Origin of the sequence: Microcystis ichthyoblabe FBCC-A1114, assembly GCF_050500245.1 — a bacterium.
GTDB lineage: Bacteria > Cyanobacteriota > Cyanobacteriia > Cyanobacteriales > Microcystaceae > Microcystis > Microcystis ichthyoblabe_A.
In genome coordinates, this window is the sequence record NZ_CP191408.1 from 666,101 (window position 1) to 680,689 (window position 14,589).

General features: G+C 41.8%; 10 protein-coding genes and 1 pseudogene. 5 read left to right on the forward strand and 6 right to left on the reverse strand.

Annotation, left to right across the window (positions count from 1 at the left end):
* Nucleotides 1-6: 6 nt before the first annotated feature.
* Nucleotides 7-216: pseudogene (locus tag ACQY1Y_RS03110) on the reverse strand (hypothetical protein).
* A 232-nt stretch (nt 217-448) separates the two neighbouring features.
* Entirely contained in the window at nt 449-1,858 is a 1,410-nt protein-coding gene (locus ACQY1Y_RS03115; RefSeq protein WP_430013956.1) for a protein kinase domain-containing protein, read from the reverse strand.
* 627 nt (nt 1,859-2,485) lie between these two features.
* Here ACQY1Y_RS03115 and ACQY1Y_RS03120 point away from each other — a divergent pair.
* On the forward strand, nt 2,486-4,165 hold the full coding sequence (locus tag ACQY1Y_RS03120) for a DnaJ domain-containing protein (protein WP_430013957.1): 1,680 nt from the start codon (nt 2,486-2,488) through the stop codon (nt 4,163-4,165).
* 383 nt (nt 4,166-4,548) lie between these two features.
* Here ACQY1Y_RS03120 and ACQY1Y_RS03125 read toward each other — a convergent pair whose 3' ends face one another.
* The 4 genes from ACQY1Y_RS03125 to ACQY1Y_RS03140 all read right to left on the reverse strand — a co-directional run bounded on the left by ACQY1Y_RS03125 (nt 4,549) and on the right by ACQY1Y_RS03140 (nt 10,354).
* Nucleotides 4,549-5,829: an HhoA/HhoB/HtrA family serine endopeptidase gene (locus tag ACQY1Y_RS03125; protein WP_430013958.1), complete on the reverse strand. Its 1,281-nt coding sequence runs from the start codon at nt 5,827-5,829 to the stop codon at nt 4,549-4,551.
* A gap of 357 nt (nt 5,830-6,186) precedes the next feature.
* Nucleotides 6,187-7,770, reverse strand: a complete 1,584-nt coding sequence (locus ACQY1Y_RS03130; protein ID WP_430013959.1) for a serine/threonine protein kinase — start codon at nt 7,768-7,770, stop codon at nt 6,187-6,189.
* A 580-nt stretch (nt 7,771-8,350) separates the two neighbouring features.
* Nucleotides 8,351-9,355, reverse strand: a complete 1,005-nt coding sequence (locus ACQY1Y_RS03135) for a serine/threonine protein kinase (protein ID WP_430013960.1) — start codon at nt 9,353-9,355, stop codon at nt 8,351-8,353.
* Between the two features lie 231 nt (nt 9,356-9,586).
* On the reverse strand, nt 9,587-10,354 hold the full coding sequence (locus tag ACQY1Y_RS03140; RefSeq protein WP_110580364.1) for a DUF6816 family protein: 768 nt from the start codon (nt 10,352-10,354) through the stop codon (nt 9,587-9,589).
* 35 nt (nt 10,355-10,389) lie between these two features.
* On the opposite strand from ACQY1Y_RS03140, the gene era reads away from it, so the two are divergent.
* The 4 genes from era (at nt 10,390) to thrC (ending at nt 14,569) form a co-directional block, all read left to right on the forward strand.
* Entirely contained in the window at nt 10,390-11,346 is a 957-nt protein-coding gene (gene era, locus ACQY1Y_RS03145; RefSeq protein WP_430013961.1) for a GTPase Era, read from the forward strand.
* A 180-nt stretch (nt 11,347-11,526) separates the two neighbouring features.
* Nucleotides 11,527-12,204: a uracil-DNA glycosylase family protein gene (locus tag ACQY1Y_RS03150; protein WP_193979988.1), complete on the forward strand. Its 678-nt coding sequence runs from the start codon at nt 11,527-11,529 to the stop codon at nt 12,202-12,204.
* Between the two features lie 3 nt (nt 12,205-12,207).
* Nucleotides 12,208-12,753 carry a 16S rRNA (guanine(966)-N(2))-methyltransferase RsmD gene (rsmD, locus tag ACQY1Y_RS03155; RefSeq protein ID WP_149106465.1) on the forward strand — a complete coding sequence of 182 codons (546 nt, stop codon included), beginning with the start codon at nt 12,208-12,210 and terminating at the stop codon, nt 12,751-12,753.
* A 511-nt stretch (nt 12,754-13,264) separates the two neighbouring features.
* Nucleotides 13,265-14,569 carry a threonine synthase gene (gene thrC / locus ACQY1Y_RS03160; protein WP_002750866.1) on the forward strand — a complete coding sequence of 435 codons (1,305 nt, stop codon included), beginning with the start codon at nt 13,265-13,267 and terminating at the stop codon, nt 14,567-14,569.
* The last annotated feature ends 20 nt before the right edge of the window (nt 14,570-14,589 follow it).

Sequence of the window (14,589 nt, forward strand, 5' to 3'; positions counted from 1 at the left end):
GTCAGGCTAGGATCCAGAATAGATCATCGTCGGTCCGGTTCGCAATAAAGAGCTATCATACTGAATCCTTTGATCATTTTCAACTTTTTCGATGAGTTTTCCTAGTCCGTAATCCTCTAGGATTTATGCAATTTTTTCAAATTCGGCAATGATAATCTTAATGGCAATCAGCTTTTGATCCTCGTCTAATACATAGTTTTTGGTAATTTCTAGCATTTGGAGTTTACCCTAAAATTTCTCTAGATTATTATTGATAAGCTGAATCGTGAGCGGAATAGGTATATCGGTTGGTAGAGAAAAGATAAGCAATTTACAGATAAAGATAGCGGTATCTTTCTGTTTTTTGGTCGGCAAATATCTTCTCCTAGAATTGTGCCAGTTTTGTTATCCCTATTTTACAGGATAGGAGGGTGGTGGTTTATGCTTGCCTAACGCACCCGACTGGACTTTAGATTTTACATTTTGCAAGTCTCCACGCGAGAGAATAAAATAAAGACCCAGTTCCACCACCAACTCCTCCCCAATTCCACAAATCAAAGATTCGGCATGGTAGATGTCCTCTAGGTGCATTTATATCGAAAATAGCTCTGTCGTATCTAATGTTTTTATTATCCTTTCGCCATCCTATAATCAAACCGAAGTCATCCCAGAGCTTATCATTATATTGTTGACCATTATTAAGCTGATCAAATAGTTGTTTTTGAATCGAAAAGCCAAATTTTTCTTGGCTATAATTTAACCATAGTTGATCAATTATTTGTAAGTCTTCACAAGGAAAAATATCTATATCTTCAACTCTTAAAAATCCATGTCTGTTACAAATTCTCAGCATAGTTTCAAAAGTTATTATATCCGCTTCTTTCCATTGCTGCCGTTTTAATAAATCCTCTAAGTTCCGATAATCGATTCCCTTGGCGCTTTTAAGCTGGATAGATGGGGAAGTTTGCGTAATAGTTGTCTGGGGTATAGAGACTGATGTTTTTATCTGCAAAGCTTGCAACACTTCCGAGGCGGATTGATAGCGTTTTTTCGTGCCGAACTCGATTAATTTATCCAGAATATTCCCTAACTCATTACTAACAGGATTATTAACCAACCACTGTCGCCATACCCATTGGTGTTCCCCCCCATCGAATAAATCAAAGGGAGATATTCCGGTTAATAAATAAAGGCAAGTTATACCCAAACTATACAAATCACTGGCATTAACTGCCTTGCCATTTCCCTGTTCAGGGGCAATATATTCGGCAGAACCGATAATTGTTCCTGTAATGGAACGATTTAAATGACTGACAAATTTTGCTGCGCCAAAGTCCACTAAAATCAATTTATTATCGCTTTTTCTGCGAATAATATTTTCGGGTTTAATGTCGCGATGAATTACTTGTTTACTATGAATAAATTCTAGAATCGGTAAAATCTCTGACAAAAGATGTTTAATTTTAGCTTCGTTAAATACTCCTTCCTGTTTTAATTCTTGTTCTAGATTTTGTCCTTCGATATATTCCTGTACGAGATATTGTCGCCCGTCATTAGCGGTAAAATAGGCGTAAAGTTCGGGGATTTGTGGGTATCTTCCCAAACTATCTAAACGAATCGCTTCTTCTTTAAATAATTCTGCTGCTTTTTGTAAAGTTCCTGTTCCCTGCGCTGACGGGAAAAATTGTTTAATTACACAATAGGGTTTTGAGGGTTTATCCTCATCTATCGCTTGAAATGTCTTGCCAAAACCCCCTTGACCGATTAATTTTAGCGCTCGATAACGTTCTCTGAGCAGTAATTGAGAACCGCACTTATGACAGAATTTATCCGTGGGGGTGTTTTGGTGCGAACAATCGGGATTGAGACAGAGACTCATAGCCGTTTGACAAGTGTGGGAAGATTAACCCCTATTATAGAAAAAGAAAGCAAGCTAGAGCGACTCTAGTGGGCAAATTTTCTGATAATTCGCTGAAAATAAGGTGACAGGTATGGTCAATTCACAACCCGCTATACTTTTTCGGTACCACAATTTAGCCATTTTGTCAAAAAAATTTTGACTTTGCAACAAAACTACACAAAAATTAGATCAACGTTGTTGGGGAAAAAAGGGATAATTGGCGAAAGTGTTTGGTTTTGCTCAAGGGAAAAATCTAGATTTAGTAAGGGTTTTAAGACAACCTAGACCATAAAAACCCTAAAAATTACAACAAGAACCATCATAGCATAATGGAAAATTGTACCAGAATCGCTGGAAGTATTGCAATCTCGTAAATAAATAAAAATTATTCTCAATAAATTCTTAAGTAAAAATAAATATTACCGATTGTAAATTTAAATATTTTTAAGCATTGAAGCTATTTATATATAAAATACTTATCATTTTTCCTGATTGCCTCTGACTTTTCCCTCCCCAGAGTAATTTTGGGGAGTCAGTCGTCGATACCAAACTAGGCTAAACTCTATAGGAGAAACCCGATGACTAACTTGATTATTTCGCAAAAATATGGCTAAAAAGCTCGATTTTGTTATTCCCGCCGTCGGTGGAGTCACAGGAGCCAATTTATCTGCTTGTCTGGGAAATATTGGCTTAGTCGGCGGATTTGGCGGTATAAGCGTCGGTTTAGTGGGAATGACGGGGATTGGCATCCTGACAAGTTCGGCAATTTATGCCAGTCTGCAAGGACTAGAAACAAACGATCACAATGTCGGGTTAGCTTTGGGAATAGGAAGCCTTGGCGGAATCGGTATCTACTCTACCTTTGGGGGTGTGGGAGTCGCGGTTAAAGGTACAGCTTTCGGTGTTGGTGTCGGTTCTATGGCGATCGCTGGCGGACTAGTCGGGTTAGGAATCTACGGACTGATGAAAATGTTATCTCCCACCTACTCCGACAATAATTTTTATAGCAATCTAGAATTTTTTGATCGCATTACTAGAGAGTACGAAGAAGCTTTATTTTGGCAAGAAGTTACGGGGAAATATGAAAATCTAGAGGCAGAATTACAGCAACTGTTGGAAGAAGTATCTGTTCAGGAAAATCAACAGTTATATTCTACAGAAATTACTATTCCAGAGCGTTTATCTTGGCAGTGTTTCCAAACTCTTAAAGGTCATCAGGCAAATATTGGGGCGATCGATGTTAGTCCTGATGGTAAAATTATTGCTAGTGCGGGAGAAGATCAAACCATAAAACTTTGGCAGCGAGAAACGGGTAAATTAATTTATTCCTTTGTGGGAGTTAATGAACCGATCCAAACTCTGGCGATAAGTCCTAACGGTAAATCGATTATTGCTGGTGGATTAGATGGCAGAATTAGTCAGTGGCAATTAGACACTAAGCAGTATAAAAGTAGTTTTTTCGCTCGTGTCAATGCTCCCCATAGCCATGATGGTGTCATTTTACAATTAGCTTTTGCTGCCAATGAAAGATTTATTGTTAGTGCTAGTAACGACAAAACTCTGCGAATCTGGGGTTATCATACAGGAGAATTAAAGCGAACTTTAATCGGTCATGAGGAGGCAGTTAATACCTGTGCTATTAGTCCCGATAGCCAAATTATTGCTAGTGGTAGTGATGATAAAACTATTAAATTATGGCGATTTGATCATAGTTATGCTTATCAAACTTTTATCGGTGACAGGGCAGCCGTTAACAGTTTAGCTTTTAGTAATGATGGTCAATATCTAATTAGTGGTGGTAGTGATAAAGTGATTAAAATCTGGGATATAAAGACAGGAGAAATTATTAAAAGTTGGCAGGCACACGAGCAGGCAATTATTAGTATTGCTATTAATCCTCATCGCCATTTAATTGCTAGTGCTTCCCGAACAGAAATTAAAATTTGGCAAGGACAAACAGGAGAATTAATTAAAGTTTTACGGGGAACTGCTCCCTTAAAATTTAGTCCTGACGGTCAATTTTTAATTACAGGTAGTTATGGAGGTAAGGTAAAAATATGGTCAGAAATGTTAGGAGAATTAGAAATATTACCCTCAGATTCCGAGGATTGGTGGGAGGTTTTAGATGTTTCTAAGAATGCCAGTTTTTCAGAAGTTAAACAAAGATATTATCAGCTTGCTCGTCAGTATCACCCCGATCACAATTCCTCCGCCATGGCGATTAAAATTATGCAAAAAATTAATCGAGCTTACGAGCGGTTTTTATTTTCTATCTCCCAACAGTAAAATTGTCAGCGTAGGTTCAAGTATTTAACTATCTTTCGATTCTCCCTTAATCCCACCTTAATCCCCCCTTAATCCCCCCTTGATAAGGGGGGTGCCGATCCCCCCTTGATCCCCCCTTGATAAGGGGGGTGTCGATCCCCCCTTGATAAGGGGGGTGTCGATCCCCCCTTGATCCCCCCTTGATAAGGGGGGTGTCGATCCCCCCTTGATCCCCCCTTGATAAGGGGGGTATCTGATAATTTTTAACGACTACCTACTTATCTCACCATTAAGATAAATGCTATAATTATTCGATTCAAGAGCCAAAAGTAAAACCAGAAATATAGAGAGCTTACTAACAAGCTCTCTATAAAGTTTAGGTCTTTTACCACTTATCTTCCAGACTAAGATCTGTTAGCAGTATTCAAGCTACCCACTTGAATATTCAGATTAATTTTTTGTCCTTCCCGGCTAATTTCTACGGGTAAATTATCGCCGATTTGAGTATTAGCCACAATTTCCTGAACTGCATCGGGATCGGTGACATTCTTACCACCTACAGACTTTAACACATCACCCGATCGCAATCCCGCTGCTGCGGCAGGAGAATCTCTCATCACCCGCACTAACAAGACACCAGAATCATCGGGGATAGTCCAATTATCAGCCATGGGACTATCGGCTAATTGTTCTTTTACCTCTGGGGTTAACTGTACCATTTGAACACCGAGATAGGGATGTTCCACCTTACCCGTGGCGATTAATTGTTCAGCGATTCTTTGGGCAGTTTTAATCGGAATAGCAAAACCTAAACCCTGGGCATTTTGAATGATAGCAGTGTTAACTCCGATAACTTCTCCCCGAGCATTTAACAAAGGTCCGCCGGAATTTCCGGGGTTAATTGCCGCATCGGTTTGCAGGAAATCCACCCGTTTATCACTAGCACCAATTTGGGAGCCATTGCGTTCCTTGGCGCTAATAATCCCCGTGGTGACAGTGTTATCTAATCCCAAAGGATTACCGATAGCGATCGCCCATTCTCCCACCTGTAAACTATCAGAATTACCTAATTTAACCGTGGGTAAATTGCTCGTTTCCACCTGTACCACTGCCACATCAGTTAAAGGATCACTACCTAAAACTTTGCCATCGATAGTGCGACCATCTTTGAGGGTGACAGTCACCTTATCTGCTCCCTCGACAACGTGAGCATTGGTGATAATTTTACCGTCATTACTGATAATAAACCCGGAACCTGTACCCCTTTGAACTTGTTTTTCTCCTCGCTCGGGTATTTGGGAACCGAAGAAGCGACGGAAAACAGGATCGTTAGCAAATTCCGAAAAATCACCGCCTCCATTGACTTCCCTAGAAGCATTAATTCTTACCACCGCCGGCCCCACTTCTTGCACCACAGAAGCGACAAAATTGGTGGGAATAACCAGAGACGAGGGAGCGGCTGCGGCTGCTGTGGAGGGGCGAGGATTATTGGTAGCGGTGGCAATATTTTGGGCTAATTCTAGAGGATTTTGGCTGTAGGCGTAGGTGGCACCGATACCTAACCCGGCACCCAAAACCAGTAAGGAGGAATAGGCAAAAAGTTTTTTCATCGCAGAAGATTTGGAGCGTTTGGGATTACCTTCGTTGCTCGGGGAAATATTATCGTTAAAAATATTGCGAGTCATAGTTTTTATTGTTTAACCATTTTGAGAAGGGAATAAAAGTCAGTCCTAATAATCGTGGGTGTGAGAGGAGTGTTTTGGAAAACGGCTTGGGACTGACTATCTCTAATCTAGGCGGGGGATATGAACTTACTGTGACGCAGACATGAACTTTTGATTGCAAGCTCATTGTTTTATAGTTTTTGACAGCTATAAGCATTAATACGCATGGCACAAGTGAGATGCTCCTCAGCATAATAGACTCACTACTATGGCACAATTTAGTTTTTGGGTTGCATTAATTAACTTAATCTAGGGAAGATAACAATAGAAAAAACGGAATTGTGAGGATAGTTTTATGTTTTGTTAGCCTTTGGAATGCTAGAGAAGACCCAATAACCAACCGCTTGCTAAACCACTTAAATTTGTAACAGCAAGAATCAGAAAAATATTGAAATGACTAAAGTTTTTCTTATCTAAATTGATTGTAGTATAAACCTGAATAGATAATATTACTATGATCATTATTCCCATTACAACAAAATTGTCACGAAATATAAGACTGAGAGTAATACAACCTATCAATCCAGGAAAAACAAAGGACAAGAGAGTATGAAACCAAGCCGTATCTTTCCAGGGATCAAAAATTGAAGTTTTCTCTGAGAGCCAAAACACAGCCCTAGCTACAGCTCCAGCCACAACCCCAGTCGCAACCCAAGCCACAACCACACCCTCAGACCCATACCCAGCTAGAGTGCTAGCCCACAACAGAGCCAGAGCTCCAGCCCAAGCCAGAGCCAGAGCCACAGCCCAAGCCCAAGCCCCAGCACCAGCCACAGCCCAAGCCAGAGCCCCAGCCCAAGCCACAGCCACAGCCACAGCCACAACTTGCCATCGTGCTGAACTGGCAGCTAAACCGTAACCAAATAGACCATAAACAAGAAACACACCGATTAACCAATCCCAGGGAAGAGCTTGGAGTTTTTTCTGAAGAGAATTTTCAGAAGGTTTTGGGTTAACAGGGGCTTTTGTTTCAGCCCTTTTTGGTTCTTTCCTTGGCTGTGGGGGATTAACTATTTCTTGACGATATTGTTTTGGTACAGGAGGCGGTGGTAATTCCAATTGTTGAAGCCAATCGGACATGGACTGAGGGCGGTTTTCTTTTTCTAAAGCCATGCCCAGAGTAATGGCTGTGTTAAGATGATCACTTAAATTAGGATTAATTTCTTTCGGTGATGTTAAAGGATGATTATCCCGGCGTTCCATTGAGGTAGTCGGTTTTTGTCCGGTGACAGCATAATAAAAAGTAGCCGCAAGCGTATAAACATCGACACTAGGTTTACGATTACTTGTAATGTTTTCTAAAGCTCTATCTTGACTTTGAAAGTGTTCTACAATCTGTTCATAGGGGGCAAAATACAAATTAGCTCCTGAATTTGTGGAACTACTACCAGCCGGAATAATCTCTTTAGCAATGCCAAAATCAATCAAGATAGCATTCCCATTGGGTTGAATCATAATATTGCCAGGGTGAGCGTCTCGGTGTACCATTCCTGCTTGATGAACTGCCTCTAATGCGCTGCCAATTTGCCGAATATATTTTAAACATTCCGCTTCCGATAATTTTCCTTGAGTTTTCACCCTTTCCATCAAAGTTTGACCCTGAATAAAATCCATCACCAAACAGGGAACTTGACCTTCAGTAAAAAAATCGGAAATACGGACGATATGGGCATGGGGAGTCTGGGAAAATTTGGCTAACTTGCGCCCTTCCGCCTCAAATTGTCTAACATAATCCTCGTATTCCGTATCTCTTTTCTGCAAAATATCAGGAGTTTTGATCACCACTTCCATGGTGAGTTGGCGATGACGTGCTTTATAGGTCAGGCCAAAACCTCCCCGTCCCAAGACCTCAAGGATCTCGTACTTGCCATTGTGGAGGAGTTGTCCCGCTTGCCAAACCATAGAATTTTGCAATAGTTGTTTTTATCATACCAAAAAATCTGCTTTTGTCTCAAAATTGGCTTATGTTTTGGTATTTGAGTTTGTAGGGGCGAAGCATTCGGATAAGAAATTTACGGTTTCAGCGATAGGTTATTGCCCGAATGCTTCGCCCTTACGGGAGTTTGGTGGTGCTTAAGTTTACACCAATGGCACGTCTTGCATCCCATTGTGGTTAGTGAGTTTATCGAACTGCAATCGCCTTTGATCCCCCCTTAATCCCCCCTTGATAAGGGGGGTTTGATCCCCCCTTGATCCCCTTGATAAGGGGGGTTTGATCCCCCCTTGATCCCCCCTTGATCCCCCCTTGATAAGGGGGGTTTGATCCCCCCTTGATCCCCCCTTGATAAGGGGGGTTTGATCCCCCCTTGATCCCCCCTTGATCCCCTTGATAAGGGGGGTTTGATACCCCCTTGATCCCCCCTTGATCCCCCCTTGATAAGGGGGGTTTGATCCCCCCTTGATCCCCCCTTGATAAGGGGGGTTTGATACCCCCTTGATCCCCCCTTGATAAGGGGGGCATTTGATAATTTTTAACGCCTACCTACTTAGGAGAAGATGGGGGAGAAACTGTCGGAGTTGGTTGAGGTGTAAACTTTTGCTTCATCAATTCTGGTACACCTAAAGCCGTTAATAAAGTAGCAATCGCCGCGACACCAGCCCACACTAATGTCCAATTAATAACAATGGGTTGAGATATTTTAAATTGTTCTGGTTTGGGAATAGACAAACCTAAATCCTTAAACCATGCTTGCACTGACTGAGGACGTTTATCTGCGTCTAATTCCAATGCCCAAAGAATGGCTTTGTTGATATTAGGGCTGATTTTTGAATTGTAGGTTTTCGGCTCAATTAAAGGCGGATGATCAATTTTTCGAGTCATCGCATCTTTTCTAGTCATCGCATTCACTGGAATTTTACCCGTTAAAAGCTCGTATAACACGGCTCCTAAACTATAAATATCGGTAAAAGCTCCGCGTTTATTATTAAGAAAATAACACTCAATAGGCGCAAAACCTGAGGCTAATTCCTGGGTACGAATTTTGGTTAATTCCTCATCAAAATCTAAGGCTAAACCAAAATCAATTAAGACCGCTTCTGGTTTACCAGTCCGAATCATAATGTTACCTGGTCGAATATCTCGATGCAGAAAACGGCGACTATGTACCACCATTAAAGCCTGTCCAATCTGCTCAATGTAGCGTAAGGCTTCTTTTTCTGGTAAAATTTTTGTTGATCGCCGATCTAAGGTCGTCCCATCAATATATTCCATAACCATGCAGTTAGCTTTACCCTCTGAAAATAACTCTTTAACTCGCACGATATGAGGATGATCACAACCTTTTAATTTACTCGCCTCCTGCCAAAAAAGTTTCTGTAAACGCTTAGACTCCCACAATTTAAAACCCACATCCCTGGGCGTTTTGATCACCACTGAATCACCATTGCGATCGCTGGCTCGATAGGTAATGCCAAATCTTCCTTCACCCAATACTTCCTGAATCCTGTACTGGCCATCTTTAATTTTCTTGCCCAGATCCCAAACCATTAACTCCTAGCTCCTCTGCTCACAAACATTAATTAAACTTATTTTAATAGCGATGTCATTTTCCTAGAAGTATAACCTAATGTGGTGTTAACGACCGGCGACCGGCGACTGGCGACCCAATTAGATAAATTTGACCTAATCTTAGGTTTTATGGCTAGGATTATCTCTTGTCTTTTTTCTCCTCCTGTCTCCTCATCTAAGGGAAGATTTTTGATTTTTACAGGATTTCTATTAATCTTTCAGCAATTCTAAGCGATAACGATACAAAGCTACAGGACGATTCGGCGCTTGGAAAAAATCCGGCGATTGGGGAGAAAGATAAATGGCTGTCACCTGATCGCCTAGAATTTTATTAGGAGATAATAACTGATAGGCGGTGGTGGTTTCCACCTCATTAAGATAAGTATTGGTTTCTCCCCGGAAAATTTGTTGACTAATTTCTGTGGCAATAAATTGATTTTGGCTAGGAGTTTCGCTATTTCTGGCAATTACGGTGGAAATTAGTTGATGAGCGCCGCGTAAAAAGGTAATCTGACGATTGGGATTATTAGGGTCAGTTTTTACGGATAATACCGATTGATTACCTAAATAGGCGCGACTAATTGCTAAACCATTAAAGGATCGATCGGCCACAATTGATGGTTTACTGATAATAGTGGATAAAAAGGCAGCATTTATCGGTCTGGAAATAGCTTTCTCGATGAATCTCACCGGAAACTCGATCGATTTTTCTAGGTAACGACGATTACTTTCAAAACCAGGTGTGATAATCTGGGGAGAAAGAGGAGCGGTTAAATCGATTAGGGTACTGGTGACAGTCCAACTGCCCACCATCCAATCGGGATAAACTAAATCTCCACTGGCAAAACTAACCACTGGTTTAGTCATCCAGCGAGGATAATTAGTTAAGCGATCGCTTAAATTTCCCGCTATAGATAATTCTAAATGGTTACTACAGCCTAGAATTAATACTAACAAGAACAAAATTATCCTTTGCATGGGTAAAAATATTTTTTAAGTAATATTCTTTAATTATGAACGATTTGATCAACTCCCAAGCCTTTAATCTCGATTCGGCAGTAATTCCCATCGCACCCACTGGTTTTAAATCGGGTTTTATTGGCATTATTGGTCGTCCTAATGTGGGCAAATCTACCCTGATGAATCAATTAGTGGGACAAAAAATCGCCATTACTTCCCCCATCGCTCAAACTACCCGCAACCGTTTACGTGGCATTGTCACCGACGAGCGCTCCCAGATGATTTTTGTCGATACCCCCGGCATTCACAAACCCCATCACGAATTAGGCAAAGTTTTAGTTAAAAATGCCGAAAACGCCATAAATTCTGTAGATTTAGTTTTATTTGTTGTCGATAGTAGTAATTTTTTGGGCAATGGCGATCGCTATATTGCCGATTTACTGACTAAAAACCAAACTCCCACGATTTTAGGGCTAAATAAAGCCGATCAGCAACCGGAAGCCCCGGAGCCTATCGACGATAGTTATCGCACCTTAGCGGCGGAAAATAACTGGCCTCTGCTCAAGTTTTCGGCACTGGAGGGGACGGGAATCGAAGAATTACAAAATCTGTTAATTGATTCCCTCGAAGTCGGTCCCTATTACTATCCCCCCGATTTAGTCACCGATCAACCGGAAAGGTTTATTATGGGCGAATTAATCCGCGAACAGATTTTACTGCAAACCCGTCAGGAAATTCCTCATTCTGTGGCGGTGGTGATTGAACGCGTCGAGGAAACTCCCGCTTTAACCAAGGTTTTTGCCGCCATCAATGTGGAACGAGCTTCCCAAAAAGGGATCGTCATCGGTAAAAATGGCAGTATGTTAAAAGCGATCGGCTCTTCCGCTCGATCGGCTATTCAAAAGTTAATCGCCGGGGAGGTATATTTAAAATTATTTGTGAAGGTAGAACCGAAATGGCGACAATCTCGCTCACTTTTAGCAGAATTTGGCTATCGCACCGAGGAGTGAATTGGGTTGTAGGGTGTGGGGTGTGGGGTGTAGGGTGTGGGGAGAAGCTTTTTTCAGTGTTGCCAAAGGCACGGCGTAGCCGTCCAGTAAACAGTAAACAGTAATCACTGAACTGAAAACTCACATCTGATAACTGAAAACTCACATCTGATAACTGATAACTGATAACTGATAACTGAAATGACCGATATTAAAACCCTAATTAAACAGGTACACCAAGAGGCAAAAAAAGAGGATTTTCCCATCGATACCCTGATTTACCAAGAGGCAAAAAAAGACCCCTTTGAACCAGTTTTATATGCTGGGAATCTTGCTAGTCAGTTATGCTTTTTTGGCCGGGATTTAGGACGAGATGAAGTGTATGCAGGACAACCTTTGATCGGGGCTGCCGGTAGAATGGTAAGAGAGGGATTTTTTCAAGCTTGGCAGGGGAGAAAATCTCATGATCGTCAAGAGTTATTATCGGTGTGCGATCGAATTTTCTTGACTAATACAGTTCCCTACAAACCTCCGGGTAATAAAGCTTATTCTGGGGAAGTGAAAGATCGTTTTCGTCCATTTATAGAAAAACTGCTCGTTTTTTATTGGCAAGGTGATCATATCATTCCCCTTGGTACGGAAGCTTTTAAATGGTTTGAACCCTACGGTAAACCCAGAGAAGTAGATAAATTCTATCTTGATAAAGAACGCTTTACCAAAAAACTCCTAGTTACCCTTACCGCTACTGATGAAGATGGATTAAAACAGCAAAAGAAAGTGACTTTATTGCCTCTCCCCCATCCTTCTCCTCTCAATCAAAGATACTATGCTCTTTTTCCTGATTTATTACAAAAAAGATTAACTGAATTTGCCTTTTAACTAATGAGAATTTACGGCAATCGTCCCATAAAAACCCTAGCAGGACAATTAACCCGTCCGACGACAGCAAGGGTCCGAGAAGCTTTATTTAATATCTGGCAACATAAATTATCTGGCTGTCGTTGGTTGGATCTTTGTGCGGGTAATGGTTCCATGGGTGCGGAAGCTTTATGTCGAGGTGCGAGTCTAGTAATCGGAATTGAACAATCAGGACGCGCTGGCGAAATTATCAAGGAAAATTGGCGCAATTTAGCAACTTCTCCCCAGCAATTCCAAGTAATTCGGGGGGATGTGCTGACAAAGTTAGCCACTTTAGCGGGGAAAAGTTTTGATTTAATTTATTTTGATCCTCCCTACGAAAGCGGGTTATATTTACCGGTACTAACTGCCATCTCTCAATCTAATTTATTAGATTCTCTGGGGGAAATTGCCGTGGAACATAATCCCAAATCTTGGCAAGCAATTAATCTAGAAGGTTTAACCATTTGTCGTCAAAAACGCTACGGCAATACTACGTTAACTTTTTATCAAAAAGCAGTTATCTCCTGACCACTGACTTGAAAGAGGGTGTAGGGTGTGGGGTGTGGGGTGTGGGGAGAATAAATAAAAGCAATCTCCTGACTCCTGCCGGAAATAGTCAATTTTATTGGGCAGCCTAGAAAAATTATTATTTCTCAACAAAATCACATAATTTGTCACTTTTCTTGACAATTATCCTGAGCAACCCGAGAAACTTTCTGGCAACCGCAGTTAATCGCCCCCTGTTTAAGCTATTTAAAGAAAAATCAGAGCTTATTTCGATAAAATTCGCAGTAAATAGGCTATAGCCTCCTAAAAAACTTAAATCCCTTCTCCTAGTCCTTTTTTTGACCTAAAACTACCCCGAAGTTTCCTGACACGGCAGCCGAACTCTCTCCCCTTAACCCTTGCTGCTCCCCAGAATATCACCTATTTTTGGTATAAATTTATACCCGACTATTTTTATCGGGTATATTTGACACCAAGATTTTGCCGGTGATAGGATGTGTGTAGATTCAGTTGACGGCAAGACAGGAAAATCATGACCCTAGCGACAAACATCAAAACCTCAAAATTCATCCCCACCTTTACCCGCTTGGTTTCTAAGGAAGGAGGGACTTCTTACCCTCTGAAAGCGCTGAATATCTGCGAAGAAACCTTTGCCCCCCTAGAAGTGGACTACGATTACGACCTCATCCGTCGTACCGTTACCAGAGAAAGCATTCAAGCAGGTCCCAATTCCATCTGGCGCTATCGTTCCTTTTTGCCGGTGGAAAGTGAAAATCCTATCGATGTGGGTACGGGTATGACTCCCCTAGTTAAATCCCACCGTTTAGCCCGGCGCTTGGGTCTAAAAAATCTCTACATTAAAAATGATGCCGTCAATATGCCCACTCTCAGCTTCAAAGATAGAGTGGTATCCGTCGCCCTTACCCGGGCCAAAGAATTAGGTTTTACTACCGTTTCCTGTGCTAGTACGGGAAATCTCGCCAATTCCACCGCCGCTATTGCTGCTCACGCCGGTTTAGACTGTTGTGTTTTCATTCCCTCCGATTTAGAAGCGGGTAAAATTCTTGGCACCCTAATCTATAATCCCACGGTAATGGCAGTTAAAGGCAACTACGATCAAGTTAACCGTCTCTGTTCAGAAGTGGGCAATACCTACGGTTGGGGTTTTGTCAACATCAATCTGCGTCCCTACTATTCCGAAGGTTCCAAAACTTTAGGCTTTGAGGTGGCTGAACAATTAGGCTGGAAACTCCCCGACCATATTGTCGCACCTTTAGCCAGTGGTTCCCTCTTTACCAAGATTTATAAAGGCTTCCAAGAATTCGTCAAAGTCGGTTTGGTGGCAGATAAAGCAGTGCGTTTTAGTGGCGCTCAAGCGGAGGGTTGTTCCCCCATTGCCCAAGCTTTCAAGGAAGGACGGGATTTTGTCGCCCCAGTTAAACCCAATACTATCGCCAAATCGATCGCTATTGGTAATCCCGCCGATGGTGTTTATGCCCTTGATATTGCGCGTAAAACCGGCGGTAATATTGAATCCGTCACCGATGCCGAAATTATCGAAGGTATTAAACTTTTGGCAGAAACGGAGGGCATTTTCACGGAAACCGCAGGCGGTACAACCATCGCCGTCTTGAAAAAATTAGTAGAAGCGGGTAAAATCGACCCCGAAGAAACCACGGTCGTTTATATCACTGGTAATGGTCTAAAAACCCAAGAAGCGGTACAGGGTTATATCGGTGAACCCCTGTTAATCGAACCGAAATTAGAAAGCTTTGAACGGGCCCTGGAACGTTCCCGCACCCTCGAACGCCTCGAATGGCAACAGGTTCTCGTCTAGAATTGATGTTCAGGGATGAT